We start from the raw sequence: 16,202 nt of genomic DNA on the forward strand, positions 1-16,202 counted from the left end.
GGTTACGGCAACCACGCGAGCCGACCGACCCTGCGCAGTTCCTGCCGAGCCCGCTCTTCAGGCCCCTTTCCGCGGTTTCGTGCCCAGCCGATCATCCATCGGCGGTCCGAAAGGCGTCAGCTCATGACAAGCGTGGCGCGGACCCCGTCCAGCACCTCGGGGGTGGACTCGACGGGCAGCGCCGACAGCGACAGCCGCGCGAACGCCTGCTGGTGCTCCTCCACCCGCCGCCGGTCCTCGATGACGACAGGGGCGTGCAGCAGGTGCAGCACCAGCGCGTCCGGCCGGTCCTGCTCGGGGAAGCGCAGCAGCGTGAACGGCGGCCCCTGATAGAGGTAGCCGGTCTCGCGGACGGGCCGCGCGACCTGCACGGCGAGGTGCGGCTGCTTGGCGGCCTTGGCGAGCGTGTCGAGCTGGGCGAGCCGGTCCTCGGAGCGGCCGAGCGGCGGGTCGGTCAGCGCCGCCTGGTCGAGCACCGTCCACAGGTGCGGCCCCTGGTGCCGGTCGAGCACCCGCTGCCGGACGGCGACCAGGTCGGCGGCCGTCGCGGCCTGCTCGTAGGTGGCTCCGGCGGGCAGCGCGGCCAGCGCGGCGGACAGCGCGTAGGCGGGGCTCTGCAGCAGCGCGGGGACCTGCAGCGGGCAGTACGTGTAGATGATCTGCGCCTGGTCCTCCATCTCCAGGAACGCCGACAGCCTCAGCGGCACGCCGGGCGCGTCGTACCAGCCGGGCACCCGCTCCTCCCGCAGCAGCGTCAGCAGCCGGCCCACGTGCTCGCCGTGGCCGTACAGCTCCAGGAGGGTGCGCACGGTGGCCTCGCGCGGCGCCACCAGCCCGTGCTCGATCCGGAAGATCGTGGAGGTGTTGAGCCCCGCGGCGTCCGCCGCGGACTTCATCGACAGCCTGGCCGAGGCGCGCAGGGAGCACAGCCGGGCCGCGACAACGCTTAACTGCATACGTCTGTCACAACCATCGATGACAAATATCAGCGTTTACACCTGGTCTATTGAAACCGAGTGGCGGGTGTTGCACGATGGCCACTCTAGTGGTCTGACACGTCATGCATACGCCAATCGGAAAGGCAGAGAAACTGTGGCGGACGCGTGGATACTCCATCCCGACTACCGGACTCCTCCGGCCCCCACAGACATCGGCCTCTCCCCCGGACCATGGCGGCACCCCGACGGGGGCCAGATCATGAACGGCACCTATGAGCGTCCCCTTCCCAAGCGCAGGGTCGAGGTCGTGACCGTCTGGTACGGCCACGCGCTCTCCCACTGGCGCGGCCCGCGCATGCCCAGGTTCAGCAGCCCGATGGTCTCGGCCTGGAACCCGGTGCTGGCGCAGGGCCTGGCCGTCGATCCGCACGCCCCGGCACCCTACCGCGACGAGCTGTGGTGTGACCGATGGATAGCTGAGGCCTTGCTGTACGGCCGCAAGCCGTACGGGGCGTTCACGCTGCCCGCCGACGAGGCGATGCGCTGGTTCGCCAAGAGCGGCGGCACGAACCTGGTCTACCGGGCCGAGGTGGAGGGCGAGCTGGTGCGGGTGGTGGCGGGCACGTCCGAACGGTACGGGCAGCTCTTCGACCTCGACGCGCTGATCGCCGACTACCGGGAGGCGCTGCCGAAGGAGCTGGCGGAGCGGGAGGCGCAGGCCCTGGACGCGCACCGGCCCTTCTCCCCCGCGCTCAACTACGTGCTCGCCGAGAACGCCGAGGCGCTGTTCGCGCAGGCCGCCCTGTCGGTGCGCGGCCTCACCCTCGGCTACCCGCCACGCGAGACGGCGGCCCGCATCGGCGCGGAAGCCGCCCAGTGAGCCTGCGCGGGATCAAGGCCATCCTGTTCGACCTCGACGGCACCTTGTTCGACCACCGCGCCGCCGCCGACGCCGGCATCACGGCGTGGGTCGCTGCCCGCTTCCCCGGCCATCCGCGCCTGGCGGAGGCTGCGGTGATCTGGGCGGAGCTGGAGGGGCCGTACCTGGCGATGTGGCAGGCGGGCGAGTGCACGGTGCAGGAGCAGCGGCGGCTGCGCCTGACCGCGCTGTGCGAGGAACTGGCCGTGCCCGTCCCCGGCGACCTGGACGACGCCTACGCCGAATTCGCCGAGCTGTACCGGCGGCGCTGGGTCGCCTTCCCCGACGTGGCGGGGGCGCTGGCGGGGCTGGGCGGGTACGCGCTGGGGGTGCTGACCAACGGCACGCTGCCGATGCAGGAGGCGAAGGTCCGCGCGATCGGGCTGGCTGGGGTGGTCGGGCCGGTGCTGACGGGCGAGGTGCTGGGCGGGCACTTCAAGCCGGCCCCGGCCTGTTACACGGGGGCCGCGGCGGTGCTGGGGCTGGAGCCGCGGGAGGTGGTGCTGGTGGGTGATGACGTGGCCAACGACGTGACGGGGCCCGCGGTGATCGGGATGCGCTCGGTCTGGCTGGACCGGCTCGCGACCGCGCCGCCGCCCGCCGGGTTCCCCCGCATCACGTCGCTGGCGGAGCTGCCGCGGCTCGTCGCGCGCTGACCGACATCACTCCGCCGTCGCGCCCGCCGAAGCCGGCGCGCACTGACGTCATCCCGCCGCGCCCGCCGAAGCCCTGCGTGCGCTGATCGTCATCCCGCCGCGCCCGCCGAAGCCCTGCGTGCGCTGATCGTCATCCCGCCGCGCCCGCCGAAGCCCTGCGTGCGCTGATCGTCATCACCACGAGCGCGGCCAGGACGAGGGCGGCTCCGGCGTACAGCGGCGCGGTGTAGCCGAGCCCGGCGCTGATGGCCAGACCGCCCAGCCAGGCGCCGAGGGCGTTGCCGACGTTGGAGGCCGACACGTTGGCGCTGGCGGCGAGCGGCACCCCGTTCGCGTAGTCGGTGACCCGGGTGATCATGCCGGGCACGCCCGCGAACCCGAACAGACCCAGCAGGAAGACCAGCACCACCGACGCGACGGGACTGGCCGCCAGCAGCCCGAACGCGAGGAGCGTGAGCGCGAGACCGGCCAGGGAGACGATCAGCGTGCGATCCCGGTCGAGGTCCGCGGCCCGTCCACCGGCCAGGTTCCCGATCACCAGGCCGGTCCCGTACACGACGAGCAGCCAGGCGACGTCGGCGGCCGAGAAGCCGCTGACCAGGGTGAAGGTGTAGGCGATGTAGCTGAACGCGCCGAACATGCCGCCGTAGCCGAGCGCGGTGGCCGCCAGCGTCAGCCAGACCTGCCAGGAGCGGAACGCGTGCAACTGGGCCCGCAGCCCGCTCGGCCCGGAGCCCGCCGACGGGTGCGCCCGCCCGACCGCACCCGCCCAGCCGGGCACCAGCGCCGCGATGGCGACCAGGGCGAGCACCCCGATCACCGTGATCGCCCAGAACGTGGCGCGCCACCCCCACCGCTCGCCGACGAGGGCGCCGAACGGCACGCCCAGCACGTTCGCGAGCGTCAGCCCCGCGAACATCACCGCCACCGCCCGCGACGCCCGCTCCGGCGGCACCATGCGCCGGGCGACGAGCGAGCCGATGCCGAAGAACGAGCCGTGGCACAGCGCGGCAACGACCCGCCCGAGCAGCATCATCGGGTAACCGGACGCGACGGCGGACAGCAGGTTGCCCGCCACGAACAGCGCCACCAGGCCGACCAGCACCGGCTTGCGGGGCAGCGTCCCGGTGGCGGCGGTCACCACGATCGCGCCGACGGCGACGCTCAGCGCGTACCCGGAGATGAGCCAGCCCGCGGCGGCCTCGGAGACGCCCAGACCCAGGCTCACCTGCGGCAGCAGGCCCGCGATCACGAACTCGGTCAGGCCGATCCCGAAGCTGCCGAGGGTCAGCGCGATGAGTCCGGCGGGCAGCCGTGCCTGGTTCGTCATCCGGACATCATCCACCGGCCGCGAGCCCGCGTGATCGCGGGGTCTCTTGATCGCACGGGCGGCGGCTCACCAGGGCTGGCCGCTTCCGCTCGCTCCGTTCCCCGCCCAGGTGCGCTTCGGTGCGGCGCTTCCGCTTCGGTGCGCCCACCGGCGTTCACACCGCCGCGCTCGCCACCAGTCTCCCGCCCACCCTCACCTCCACCCTCACCTCCGCCTTCGTCGCCGCCCTTGTCGCCGCCCTCGCCACCGTCTCTCTGCCGGTACCTGGCCGCCGCCGTGCGCCGACCATGCTGTGGCGGTTCGTCACCCGGGACGTCCACCGGGGCGCGGCGACGAGGTGGTCACCTACCACGCGCGCCGCTGACGCGTCTATCTTCGGAGACAGCGCTCTCGCACCCGGAGGTGCACGATGGTGACGCTCGTCGCGGCCGTGCTCGTCCTCGGCCTGGTCGCCGTCGCCGCGCTGGCCCTGGTGGAGATCCTGTTGCGGCGGCAACGCCAGGAAGGCACGATCACCGGCGCGTACGAGCTGGCCGTGCTCATCACCGGACACCATTCGCTGCCCGACACCGTGATCACCGCGCTGGTCAGGCGGAACGCCGTCCGCGAGTCCCGCTCGGGCCTGTGCGCCAAGGTCGCGGGCGCCTCCGCCGAGGATCCGGCCGAACGCCTGGTGCTCGACTTCCTCACCGCACGAGGGGGCCGGGCCGCCCGTCACCAGATCGCGCGGGCGCCGGGCTGGCCGTCGCTGGAGAAGCGCATGCGGGCCGAGCTGCGGCGGCGCGGGCTGCTGCGCCCCCATTGGATGTCGTGGACGATCGTCCTGTCGGCGCTGACCGTCTTCCCGGTGCTGCTCACGAACGTCGCCACCCTCGCGATCGTGCTGGACATCGCCGGTGACCTGCTGTCCGGGGAGACGTCCGCCGCGTGGGCCGCGGTCGGTCAGTGGTGGCCCGCGCTGCTCGTGCCACCGCTCACCGTGACGGGTGGGCTGGTCATCGAGTGGATGAGGGCGCCCGACGGCGACAGGACGCTGGTGGGCCAGGCGGTCTACCACGAGGTGCTGGCCGCGCATCCTGACCATGACGGCAGCCTGGAGTCGTACGTGCTGCGGGGCGACCCTCAGCCCGGAACCGTCCCGGCGCCCACCCCGGCCCGCGAGAGCCCGGACGACGACGGCGACGCTGACGGCGGCGGCGACGGCGGCGGCGGGGGATGCGGTTGCGGCTGCGGGGACGCCTGAGCCTCCACGCTAGTTTGTCCGGACATTCTGACCTCGGTTAAGCTGATCAGCATGACCGCGAACCTGGCCATCGACCTGGACCGGTCCAGCCCCGTGCCGCTCTATTTCCAGGTCGCCGAACAGATCGCGGAGGCGATCCGCCGCGGCGACCTGGCCCCCGGCTCGCGGCTGGACAACGAGATCCTGCTGGCCGACAAGCTGGGCCTGTCGCGGCCCACGATCCGCCAGGCCATCCAGTACCTCGTGGACAAGGGCCTGCTGGTACGCAAGCGCGGCGTCGGCACCCAGGTGGTGCACGGGCAGGTCAAGCGCTCGGTCGAGCTGACGAGCCTCTACGACGACCTGCGCCGCTCGGGCCAGGAGCCGGCCACGCAGGTGCTGGCGCTGGAGTCACGGCCGGCGGAGGAGGAGATCGCGCCCATCCTGGGCGTGGAGCCGGGCTCGCCGATCCTCTACCTGGAGCGGCTGCGCTTCGCGGCCGGCGAGCCCCTCGCGGTCCTGCACAACTGGCTGCCGCCCGGTCTGGCCCCGCTCACGGCCGCCGACCTGGAGGGACGCGGCCTGTACGAGCTGCTGCGCGGCGGCGGCGTACGGATGCGGGTCGCCAACCAGCGCATCGGCGCCAGGGCCGCCACCCCGGCCGAGGCCCGGCTGCTGGCGGAACGGCGGGGGGCGCCGCTGCTGACGATGGTCCGCACCACCTACGACGATCAGGGGCGGGCGGTGGAGCACGGCTCGCACGTCTACCGGGCCTCGCACTACTCGCTGGAGGTCACGCTCATCGAGCGCTGATCGCCGTCAGAACGGCGGGTCCTCGCTGCACCCCTGCGTCATCCAGGCCGAGGGGTCGTCCTCCTTCTCCGTCAGGCACCAGTCGATGTGATGCAGGACCCAGGGACCGGTCTCGGTCTCCCGCAGCCGGCGCAGCACCGGATGCAGATCCCTCAGGCCGAATTGGCGGATGACGACGACGCCGTGTGAGCGGAGAAGCGGATCGTCATCCTCCAGGAGCCGGCGCGCCACGCCGGCGAGGACGTCCCGCTGAAGGTCTTCACCGTTCCAGCCCCAGGGCCGGGCCAGCCGGTACGCCGCCCGCCGTCGCCGTTCGAGGTCCCTGCATCTCAGCTCCCGCAGCAGATCGGCCGAGGTGAGCCTGCCCAGGGTGCCCAGCGCCTCCAGGTCCGGCGGATCGCAGGACCTGGCGTGCCGCGCGATGTCGTCCGCGATCGCCTCGGCGTCGTCCAGCGGACGCCCGTGCCGGTGCCGATTCCAGCGCGCCAGATCCCACATCTCGGCCCGCACCGTGGGATGCGGATCGGTCATCATCGCGCGGGTCAAGGCGGCCCAGCCAGCTTCACTGACGACCGGCAACTGCAACAGCGACTCCCCCGCACGAGCCCGGCGCTCCACTGACGGGTCATCGGTGAGCGCGGCGACCAGCCCGGCCTCCTCCAGCGGGAGCCGCTCGCCGAACCAGCCGACGTCATAACCGGCGACCACCTCGTCCAGCCACCGCTCGTACCAGGACAGGAAGTCGGCGTCCTCGGTCACGTACGGGCCGGCCGGTCCTTCGTGGTCGAGGTTGAAGACCCGCCCCCGCGCCGGCCCCGTCACGGTCAGCTGCGAGACGAGGGAACACCCGTGGTCGGCGATGCTCAGCGTGCCCCGCAGGAAGACGTGATCCGGCCCCGGCGGATCCTCGTACCGTTCCTCCCAGTCGTCGGCGTAACGCGGGCCGGGCACGTACGGACTGGGCTGGGCCAGGTGCCCGGACCGGCGGCGCGTACAGCAGGCGGTGTCGAGCCCGCGTAACCCGCAGCCCGGCCCCGCGCCGCCGCCGGCCAGCTCGGTGACGAACAACCGGTACGGCGGAGGAAGCGTGATCTCGTGCCGCTCCTCGAACTCGGCCACCACGGCCTCCGGCAGCGGCGGCTCCAGCTCGAACCCATGCGCGTCCGTACCGAAGGCGTCCGGACGGATGGGCATGGCACGCACCGCGGCGAGTTTGCCGGCGATCCGATCCAACCGGGAGTGATCGGTATCGAGCATCCGCTCAGTGTAAGAGTCGCAGTGGAGATCCAGCGTCCGCCGTGCGACAGTCCCCGTCCGCCGTCCTGGAACGGGCCCCACCACGGCCTACGACACCCTCCAGAGCTGCCCGGTGCGGATCAGCATGGCCGCGATCCGGCCCGCGCAGCGCAGGGCGTCACCAACGCCGGCAGCTCTCGGGGTTGGCGCGGCAGGTTCAGCGAGTGTCTCGTGGGTCTGCCAGCCAGCGCTGTAGCCGTCCGGGCAGCCACTTGGATCCCTGCACAGAGCTGGGGGGAGGAGCTTGCTTCCCGGGGCGAGGTTCGTGGCGTGGACGGATCGGGGCAGTGGGCGGAGGTAGGTCCGTAGCCCGGGGCGGGACCTGCTGCACCTCGGTCAGGCGTCGCTGTGCTTCGGCTGCGCGGTCGGCCCGCTCGGGAGGCGGCGTGAGGGTGACGCCTGCGTCGGTGAGGATGCTCAGATCGAGGGTCCAGTTGCGGGTCGAACGCGATCGCCACAGAGAGAATGCTGCGTTGACGTGGGCACCGGCTTGACCGGCGGTCATCCCGGTGACTGCTCGCAGGTGGGCGGTGGCCCGGTCGGCCTTGCCGTTGACCTGGGCCAGGCCCATGTGGGTGGCGGTGTGGCAGTCCGTGCACAGGCAGATCAGCCGCTTGAGCGTCTGCGTGCCGGTGGCCTCGTCGTAATGCCAGCGCTCGTGGGCCTCCAGCCACCGTTGGACTGTGCGGTCTTCACCTCGGCCGCACGCCTCGCAGCGGTGCCCGGCCCGGTTCGTGATCATTCGCCGTAGCCGTTCCCAGTCGCGCTGGTCCACGCAGGAGCGGACGTTGGTGAACCAGCATGAGGAGGGCACCAGGTCGACGAAGAGTCCGGCGCCGAAGCTGCGGTCCTCGCCGGGGAGCAGGTCGGGTACGTCGGGTCGGGCGGCCCATCGTTGCAGGGCGGTGATGCCCGGACGTGGGGCATACCACCGCTTGGCGGCCGGGTCCCAGCGGGCACCAGCGGCCTTGGCCTGGTCCTTTTCGGCGTAGGGGACGTCCAGCCAGATGCGTGGGGGAGTCATCGGCGGTCTCCATTCCGGAAGGGGCGGCGGGTAGATTCAGGGCGTTCGATCAGAAGTGAGGTGGGCGGCTGGGGCCGGATGGCAAGTCGCACGTGGGTGAGTGGCCGAGGAACGCAGGCACGTTCACCTGGTCACTGGCGGGAGTGTCCACCCCGCTGGCGGAGACGCCGGTCAGTTCAGCGAGATCGTCATGAGACGTCCACCGGCCCGTGTCGACGAGTGCGATGGCGTCCGCAATGGACTCCTGCTCGATTGGTTGTGCCCATACGACAGTCGTATTGAGGGCCCCCTGCCAGGAAGAGGGGTAGCGGTCACGTCCTCCATCTTGTCGTAAACACAAAGGAGAAGTCCCGTGAACCAGTGATGGGCATTCGGCATGGCCGCGGGGTCTCGCTCTAGCCGGCGCAGGCCGCTTGCCACAGGCCGCGAAGGGCGTCTCCTCGAGGTCTTACGGCTACGAGAACGGGTGCATGTACGGACGGTCTTCGACCCGGTCGTAGATGCGGCGCAGCCACGGCTGCCGAATCGGCGCCAGTCGTTCCAGCGCGCGAAGGAACACCCGCCCATCAGGACGAAATCGAGACCTTTCCAGCAACGGGGGCGAATCATCACGGCGGACCGCAGCCGGCATGGTGCGCGCCGCCGGAACGAGCCGCCGGTCATCATGGAAGGCCAGGTACGTCCACACGTCTGAGGCCAGTGGCACCACCGCTCGGGCGTCGCACGGCCATGCCTCGCCGGTCTGCGGATGCCGCGGCACTAGGGCGATGTCGGTGATGCCGTTGGACAGGCCGGGCCCGGCCAGGGCGAGGTGTCGTTCCGGTGGCCCCGCTGGGAGCAGGCCGTCGATCACCCGACGGAACGCCGTCGCGACGGGTCCGTCAGGGACGGATATCCGCCTACCGTCCGAGGCCAGCAGCAAGTGCGCCAGTGCCACCGCGACGGCGGCCTCCCAGGGGGCACTCCAGCAATCACTCGGGTCGGCGAGTGGCGCGCTCGGCAGTTCCTCCCAGTCCATCACCTGCTGGACGGGGCCGGCGACGGCGACGGGGCGTACGGCGTCCGGTTCGAGCCACACGACTTGCCAGAATCCGCAGTCGTCGACGCGGGTCGCCACCGGGCAGCCGCATCGCGCGCAGGCGAGGTTGGGGCCGTATTGACCGTCCCAGCCGCAACAGCAGCCGCCCAGCCGCTCCGGAATGAAGACGGTTCCGCGGACGTCGCCCGGCGCGATGCCGATCCTGCCCGGGGGCCCCGTGATGCGGAACATCTGCAATCGGACGCGGTGTTCTTCCGGCTCGGGTTCCCATGGCTGCCAGGGCTGACCGTTTCCGGGGTCCACGGCGTATGTTCCCGGCTCCAGCAGATTGGGGAGCAGGTCATGGCCGTACTTCTGGCCGGAATGGTCGGGGAGCGCCACCCGCGCCACCTTCGCGGTCATCACGGCGCCGCATTCTGTACAGGCGAAAACGACCAAGCAGGCTCCTCTGTCGGATCGATGCCGTCAGGCCGGGACGGTGGCGGTAGTGCGGCGATGAACGTGCATCTCCGATGGGGTTTGCGCACGATCTGACCTGGGTGCATATCTTGAATCGCTTGATCACCCCGCGTATGTCCCCGCAAGCCATCGTCCTCGCGGGCACACTTTCGTCGGACGATCTTCCCCGATCTTAGGGCCGGAAGGCCGCCGATGTGTCCAGCAGCTCACGTGAAGATCGATGATTACGCTCGGAGACAATCATTGCACTCACCGTCCCGAGTGTGGTGTGCGACCATCGAACTCTCCCGGGTAAGAAAGGGTCTCCCTCTGCGAGAGGAGGACGCATGAGCGTTGTTCTGGCGGTGCTCGGAGTCGTCGCCTCGATCGCCGGCATCGTCCAAACAGTGGTCGTCATCATCGAGAGGGCCGAGCGCAAGCGCCGTGAAGCGCGAACCGCCACATCGGAGCGCAGGCGAGACAGCGTCAGCGGTCGAGCGGTATCTCGCCGAAAGAACGCGGCGTCCCCCATCGAGCCGCCCTGGAATCCGGACCTGGTCGGCAGCTCATGGCGCTCCGCTCTCGCGTACCTTCTCGGGTTTGTCGGGGGTTTGATCTTCCGTCGTGATCAACGGCCCGACGTGCGCTTCCACGCCGTGCAATCAATTCTCATCGATATCGTGGCCGTCGTGTCCTTTTTGGTCACTCTGGTTCTGGCGGGCGTCTACGCCTCGACTCGATACCAGGGGGCCTCAGCCGAGAGCCTGTCGGACGACGTCGTCATGTGGACCTGGGCGCTGGCATCCATCCTGGGGCCGCCTGCCTTGCACCTTCTCCTGACCGTCTTGACACTCACTGGGCGGAGCCCGCGTGTCCCGCTCCTCTGGAAGGTCGCGGCCACCGTCACCGCTCGCCCGTCCGAGGACGCAGGCCGAATTCCCGACCTGGCGAGTCCCGTTCTTTCTCGGCCACTGCCGAGACAGTCCGAAGGTATTGATGTCGCGGAAAGCGCATCGACTGCCCATGCCTTCGATCTCGTCTGGGACCGTATCGGGCGCTACGAGGGCGAGGTTTTCCGGCTACGGCGCGGCGGCACCTTCACATATCGGTTACGCGACAATGACGTCTGCCCTGACCGGGCGAAGATCAGTATTCATCGGTCCAATTTCGTCCGTGCGTGGGACCGACGACCGCTTTCGGGGCCCGGACAGCTCAGCAAGGACATCATCGGTCCGTCGTACGTCTACGCGATCCTTACCGATTCACGGATCGCAACAGAAGAAGGGTCCGTCGTGCCTCACATGTCAACCGAACTGATTGCGGAACGACCGTACGAATCAGCGCTGCACCATGGACGACGAGCGGCTCAGGGCCGATGTTCCTGGCACGGCCAAACCTGCGAGGATTCAGTGGTCGCCAGTGTCCTGACACGGGATAAGGGCGGAGAGACATGGCACGCTGTCTGCCAGCGCGCGTTGAGCGCGCTCCGTGGCGACTGATGGGACGGCCAATCAGCGACACGCGGGTGATTCGTTCTCCGGGACATCTCGAACACGCTCTGGTCAACCCGCGTAACGTCATGCCGGATTCCTGAGGATATGTGGGAGACCACGCGGAAGGGACTCATGGTGGATGGGGAACAAGGCGTCGTCGTATGCCGAGCGGCACGCCAGGTAGTCGAAAGTGGTGTGCTGACCGGGGATTCATCGTTTGCTCCCGGCCTGCGCGCCTGGACAGCTGATGCCGCGGACGAGTTGTTCCGCCGGTTCGTGGAGAACTTCGACGAGTCCTCGGACGAGTTCCTGGTCAAGCTCAAGCGACAGATCGCCGAGGGCAGCGACGAGGCGATCGTGCTCGCCGCCGAATTGCTCTATCTCAACGTCATGCCGTTGAGCCCGGCCACGATCGGCGTGAATCGCAAATTCGAGATCCTGGGCAGCGTGCTGTCGTGGGTGTCCTTCGAGGTGCAGGTGCCCGAAGAATTGGCTGCGGCGGCCTCACCGGGTTACATGAAGGGCGGCCAAGCGTTCCTCAACTACCGCTGGGCCCAGTTCGCGTTCCTCATCCGCCTCACCCAGCTGATGGTGAAGCTGCCGCTCGTCGAACGGGAATCGGCTCTGCGGGATCCGTGGCGCTTCCGGGACCTGGCCGAATCGGTGCTCACCGACTACGACGGCAAGTCGCGGGCCCGCGCCCAGTTCCACGTGCTGCTGTTCTTACTGTTTCCCGATGTGTTCGCCCCGGTCTCCGTCGAGCGCAACAAGCAGCTCATCCGCGATGCCTTCGCCGACCGGCTGGCCGAGCCGACAGGGGATCTCGATCGAGACATCCACGCCATCCGCCGGCGGCTGGAAGCTGAACACGGTGGACGGTTCAGCTTCTATGACGAGCCCTGGCGGTCTCGCTGGGAGCCGCCTCCCCCGCCACGGCCGCAGAAGGGCTGGCTGGTGCGCGGGGCCAACGTCGACGGCGTCAACGCGATCCCCCAGTGGCTGGCCGGTGGCTTCTGCTCGGTCAGCTTCTCGGACATCGAACAACTACCGGCCGGAGCGTCCCGGCAGCAGGTCAAGGACGCTGTCGCTGCCGGGCTTCCCGACGCCAAACAAGGCACGAAAGACGTCGCGGCCGGGCAACTGTGGCGTTTCCTCAGTGGCTTCCAACCCGGCGATCTCATCGCGACCGTCGACGGCGATGCCGTCTATGTCGGCACCATCACCGGCGACGCGTATTACCACGATTCCGCCGGCCGTGGCCTGGCTCGCCGGCGCTCGGTCGAGTGGAACCCCATTCCCATAAGCCGCCAGACCCTCCCCGAAGAAGCCCAGGCCAAGCTCAAGACCACGATGACGATCGGCGAGCTGACCAGTGTGATCGCGGCGCTGGCCACCAACGCCGGGCTGGAGGAACAGCTCACCGACGAGGTGCTGGCCCAGGACGAGACCCGCGAGCTGATCGTCCCAGCACTCACCCAGACGTTCGCCGACGACCTGCTCATGCCGCTCAGCTGGCTGCAGGAGACCGCCGACCTGCTGACCGCCAAGGGCCAGATGATCTTTTACGGCCCGCCAGGCACCGGCAAGACTTACCTGGCCACCAAGCTCGGTGAGGCGCTGGCCGGTCCCGATCGCACCAGCCTGGTGCAGTTCCACCCTTCCTACGGGTACGAGGACTTCATCGAAGGCTTCCGCCCCCGGCTCGGCGAGAACGGCATGATCGGCTTCGACCTGGTGCCCGGCCCGTTCAAGAACGCCGTGGAAGCTGCCGAGAAGGAGCCGGATCGGCCGTATGTCCTGGTCATCGATGAGATCAACCGCGCCAATCCGGCCAAGGTGTTCGGCGAGTTGTACTTCTTGCTGGAGTACCGCAACCATGAGCTCACCCTGCAGTACTCGCCGGACGAGCCGTTCAAGCTGCCCAAGAATGTGTTCGTCATCGGCACGATGAACACCATCGACCGCTCGGTGGCGTTGATCGACGCGGCCATGCGCCGCCGGTTCGTCTTCCGCGCCCTGGCCCCGGACCGGCTCCCGGTCGACGGGTTGCTACGCCGCTGGCTGGAGCGCGAGAAGCTCCCCGTTCTACCCGCGCTCCTGCTGGAAGAGGTCAACCGCCGTCTGAACGACCCTGACCGCGCAGTCGGCCCTTCCTACCTGATGACGCCCAACGTGGCCACCCGGCGCGGGCTGGAACTCATCTGGACGGCCGAGATCCTGCCCCTGCTGGAAGACCAGCTGTACGGCAAACTCAATGACATCGAGGCCGAGTTCGGCCTGCCGGTCCTCCTCGCCGCACTCGGCCGCACTCTGCCATGACTCTGCATCTCCACCTCGCCGAGGCCACCGCCGGCCCGCCCCGGCCCCTGACTCCTGCACAGGTCGCCACGCTGGCCACCGTCCCCGAACTGGTCACCATGACCCCGGCCGCGGGCGGACAGTGGCGGATCGCGGGCCGCCAGCGCGTCGGGACCGTACGGCTTGGCCACCACGACGGCGCCATCGAGCTGCGTATCCAGCCGAAACTGCCCGTCCGGCGGCTCCTCGGCCTGCTCGGTGACAACGACCACGTCTGGCAACACCGCCAGATCACCGCCGCCACCGACGACCTCCTCGTGCCGGCACTGGCCACCGTGTTCGCCCGCGCGGCGGAACGGGTGCTCCGCGGCGGGGTTCTGCACGGTTATGTCCACCGCGAGGACGCTCTCACCGTCGTGCGGGGCCGGATCCGGACCAGCGCCCAGCTGAGCCGCCGGATGGGGCTGCCCACCGCGATCGAAGTCGCCTATGACGACTACCTCGCCGACATTCCCGAGAACCAGATACTGCTCGGCGCCATCGAACTCGCCCAGGCCCTGCCTGGCGTCGCGGAAACCACAAGCACGCTGCTGCGCCACCTGAGCGGGCGGCTCGTCGGGGTGGTTCCCGTCCGGCCCGGGGCACCGCTGCCGCCGTGGCGGCCAACCCGGCTCAACGAGCGCTACTCACCCGCGCTGAAGCTGGCTGAACTGATCCTGTCTGGGGCCTCACTACAACAGGAGGGCTCGCAGGCGATGAAGATCGACGGGTTCGTTCTCAACATGGCCCAGATCTTCGAGCGCTTCCTCACCAGACAACTTGCCACTGGGCTCTCGCCGCACAACTTTCGCTGTGTCGCCCAGCAGGGGCACCAGCTCGACCAGCAGAGGCGGGTGCTCTTCCAGCCCGACATCCTCATCTATAGCGAAGGGCGGCCCACCGTGGTCGTGGACGCGAAATACCAGACTCTGGACGGTGCTCCGCCAACGGGGCACCTGTTTCAGCTGATCTCCTACTGCACTGCTCTTGGCCTCGCTGAGGGGCACCTCGTCTATGCCTCTGGGACGCCGTCGGCGCAGCCGTACCGGATCAGAAACTCGGACATCAGCGTGCACGCGCACGTTCTGGATCTCAGCCAGAGGCCCACTGACCTCGCACTCGCCGTAGCCTCGTTGGCCGGCCAACTCACAGCACGCCACGGGGCAGATCCCGAGAATCATCCCGCGCGCCTCCCGTGTCTTCACACCCCCGGCCGTTGATTCGCTCACTCTGGCCAAGGGAAAGGTTGAGATCGGTTGGATCGCATCCTCGACAGCGAGACGCGCTCCCTGCTGTCTTCAAGTCGCTGGTTCAGCCGTCGCCGCCGGCCTCCCAGGCGGTGGTGAGCACGCGCAGGGCGAGCCCGTAGAGCCGCCTCGTACCGAAGTTGTTGCGTACCTGCTCCAGCAGCATGCCCGGCCGCAATCCCGGTCGAATCGCCGCATCGGGTCCTCGCGCCTGACCAGATGGGCGCGAAGGCGTCCCTGGTGAATTCGTTGCCGCGCCCTGGAGTACCCCCGCCCGCTGCGCCTTGGCCAGTTCGTCGGTCGCCCGCCGTTGCTGGTGGTGCAGCTTTGTCACCCCCGATCCGGGGAACGAGAGAATCCAGCCCGCCATGACGGAGAGTGCCGTCGCCCAGAGGATGTGGAGCGTTCATTCGCGGGTTGACGTCACCGTCGACCTCGTGATCCTCACCATCCGAGACGGCGAGCTGCATGTTCTCCTGGTGGAGCGCGGAAACGAACCGCACCGAGGTCGGCGGGCGCTTTCCGCCGACTATCTGCGCCCCGGCGAGACCCTGGAGTGCGCCTCCCGGCGCGAACTCAAGCAAGAGACGGACCTGGACGCGGAGCGGCTGCATCTCGAACAACTCCGCGCCTACAGCGACCCGGTCGTGCTCCACGCAGCCGCGTGATCACTGTGACATTCCTCGCCCTCGGGCCGGATCTGCCCATTCCCTGGCGGGCACAGATGCCTGCGGCACCGTGCGGGCGCGGGTGTCGTCGGTCCTGGACGAGTCCGGCTCGCTGACCTTCAACCATCTGGCCATTCTGCGTGACGCGCTGGAGCGAGCCCGTGTCCGATCTGCGCAAGGTCACCCGCGCCGAGCCGGGCCGTCCTGCCACGCTTTACCGCCGCGGCTCACAGCGCGCTCAGCAGCCGCTCGGAGTCCGCCCGTGAGCCGATGCGAACGAACGTCAGATGCGCGTTCCCCGGATCGGCCGCAGCCCGGCGGTACTTCTCCCGGTACTCGGCGTGCTTGGTCCAAGCCCACCGAATGATCGACTCATCCTTCGAGAACAGGAACCGGAACGACTCCTTGTTCCCGTTCCACAGCTCGGCCCCGGTAGCCATCCGCCACAACGTCCTGCGCAGCAGCCGCCGCATGACCGTGACGCGGGGCAGGTCGAACCAGACCACGGTGTCGGCCCGCGCCCACACCAGGTCCCGTGCCGCGGAGTAGTTGCCGTCCACCACCCAGGCGTCGCCGAGCGTGAACTCGTCGACCTCGGCCCGGAACTCCTCCTGCGGCTTCGGCGTCCAGTTCTCCATGTGGAAGACGGAGTCGAGCTCAAGGCACGGCACCCCGAGCCGGGCCGCCAGACCTGCGGCAAGAGTGGACTTTCCGGAGCCTGAGTTCCCCACCACGGATACGCGTCGCACCGCGCCACTGTAGTGGTCCGCGACCCCTCGTCC

At 69.4% G+C, this 16,202-nt stretch carries 14 protein-coding genes; 8 read left to right on the forward strand and 6 right to left on the reverse strand.

The window, feature by feature from the left end:
• Positions 1-116: 116 nt before the first annotated feature.
• Positions 117-956, reverse strand: coding sequence for a helix-turn-helix domain-containing protein (locus tag FXF51_RS03430; RefSeq protein ID WP_148432767.1), 840 nt, complete (start codon positions 954-956; stop codon positions 117-119).
• Between the two features lie 241 nt (positions 957-1,197).
• On the opposite strand from FXF51_RS03430, the gene FXF51_RS03435 reads away from it, so the two are divergent.
• Together FXF51_RS03435 and FXF51_RS03440 are read left to right on the forward strand one after the other, a co-directional pair.
• A complete protein-coding gene (locus tag FXF51_RS03435; RefSeq protein WP_148432768.1) occupies positions 1,198-1,818 on the forward strand; it encodes a hypothetical protein in 621 nt (206 codons plus the stop codon).
• Positions 1,815-2,513: an HAD family hydrolase gene (locus FXF51_RS03440; RefSeq protein ID WP_148432769.1), complete on the forward strand. Its 699-nt coding sequence runs from the start codon at positions 1,815-1,817 to the stop codon at positions 2,511-2,513. The genes FXF51_RS03435 and FXF51_RS03440 overlap by 4 nt, the downstream gene beginning before the upstream one ends.
• Before the next feature lie 130 nt (positions 2,514-2,643).
• On the opposite strand, the gene FXF51_RS03445 is transcribed toward FXF51_RS03440, so the two are convergent.
• Positions 2,644-3,843, reverse strand: a complete 1,200-nt coding sequence (locus tag FXF51_RS03445) for an MFS transporter (protein WP_316247601.1) — start codon at positions 3,841-3,843, stop codon at positions 2,644-2,646.
• A gap of 409 nt (positions 3,844-4,252) precedes the next feature.
• On the opposite strand from FXF51_RS03445, the gene FXF51_RS03450 reads away from it, so the two are divergent.
• Both FXF51_RS03450 and FXF51_RS03455 read left to right on the forward strand, forming a co-directional pair.
• The gene (locus tag FXF51_RS03450; RefSeq protein WP_148432770.1) at positions 4,253-5,086 is read left to right on the forward strand and encodes a TIGR04222 domain-containing membrane protein; all 834 of its coding nucleotides are present in this window, start codon (positions 4,253-4,255) and stop codon (positions 5,084-5,086) included.
• Positions 5,087-5,137: 51 nt separating this feature from the next.
• Positions 5,138-5,878 (forward strand): GntR family transcriptional regulator, encoded by a 741-nt coding sequence (locus FXF51_RS03455; protein WP_148432771.1) that lies wholly within the window; start codon positions 5,138-5,140, stop codon positions 5,876-5,878.
• 6 nt (positions 5,879-5,884) lie between these two features.
• Here FXF51_RS03455 and FXF51_RS03460 read toward each other — a convergent pair whose 3' ends face one another.
• The 3 genes from FXF51_RS03460 to FXF51_RS03470 form a co-directional block, all read right to left on the reverse strand.
• Complete coding sequence (locus FXF51_RS03460; RefSeq protein WP_148432772.1) at positions 5,885-7,135, reverse strand: hypothetical protein; 1,251 nt, start codon at positions 7,133-7,135, stop codon at positions 5,885-5,887.
• Positions 7,136-7,331: 196 nt separating this feature from the next.
• The gene (locus tag FXF51_RS03465) at positions 7,332-8,198 is read right to left on the reverse strand and encodes a DUF5710 domain-containing protein (protein WP_222871112.1); all 867 of its coding nucleotides are present in this window, start codon (positions 8,196-8,198) and stop codon (positions 7,332-7,334) included.
• A gap of 454 nt (positions 8,199-8,652) precedes the next feature.
• A complete protein-coding gene (locus FXF51_RS03470) occupies positions 8,653-9,675 on the reverse strand; it encodes a hypothetical protein (protein WP_148432773.1) in 1,023 nt (340 codons plus the stop codon).
• Positions 9,676-10,022: 347 nt separating this feature from the next.
• Between FXF51_RS03470 and FXF51_RS03475 the strand changes: the two genes are divergently transcribed.
• From FXF51_RS03475 to FXF51_RS62375, 4 genes are all read left to right on the forward strand, one after another.
• Complete coding sequence (locus FXF51_RS03475; protein WP_148432774.1) at positions 10,023-11,174, forward strand: hypothetical protein; 1,152 nt, start codon at positions 10,023-10,025, stop codon at positions 11,172-11,174.
• 126 nt (positions 11,175-11,300) lie between these two features.
• Positions 11,301-13,487, forward strand: a complete 2,187-nt coding sequence (locus FXF51_RS03480) for an McrB family protein (protein WP_262379264.1) — start codon at positions 11,301-11,303, stop codon at positions 13,485-13,487.
• Positions 13,484-14,725, forward strand: coding sequence for an McrC family protein (locus tag FXF51_RS03485; protein WP_148432775.1), 1,242 nt, complete (start codon positions 13,484-13,486; stop codon positions 14,723-14,725). The genes FXF51_RS03480 and FXF51_RS03485 overlap by 4 nt, the downstream gene beginning before the upstream one ends.
• 464 nt (positions 14,726-15,189) lie before the next feature.
• A complete protein-coding gene (locus FXF51_RS62375) occupies positions 15,190-15,420 on the forward strand; it encodes an NUDIX domain-containing protein (protein WP_262379265.1) in 231 nt (76 codons plus the stop codon).
• Between the two features lie 227 nt (positions 15,421-15,647).
• Here the strand turns inward: FXF51_RS62375 and FXF51_RS62380 are convergent, their stop codons facing one another.
• Positions 15,648-16,169 carry a hypothetical protein gene (locus tag FXF51_RS62380; protein ID WP_262379266.1) on the reverse strand — a complete coding sequence of 174 codons (522 nt, stop codon included), beginning with the start codon at positions 16,167-16,169 and terminating at the stop codon, positions 15,648-15,650.
• Positions 16,170-16,202: the final 33 nt, after the last annotated feature.

The organism is Nonomuraea sp. PA05, assembly GCF_008086045.1.
Taxonomy (GTDB): Bacteria; Actinomycetota; Actinomycetes; order Streptosporangiales; family Streptosporangiaceae; genus Nonomuraea; species Nonomuraea monospora.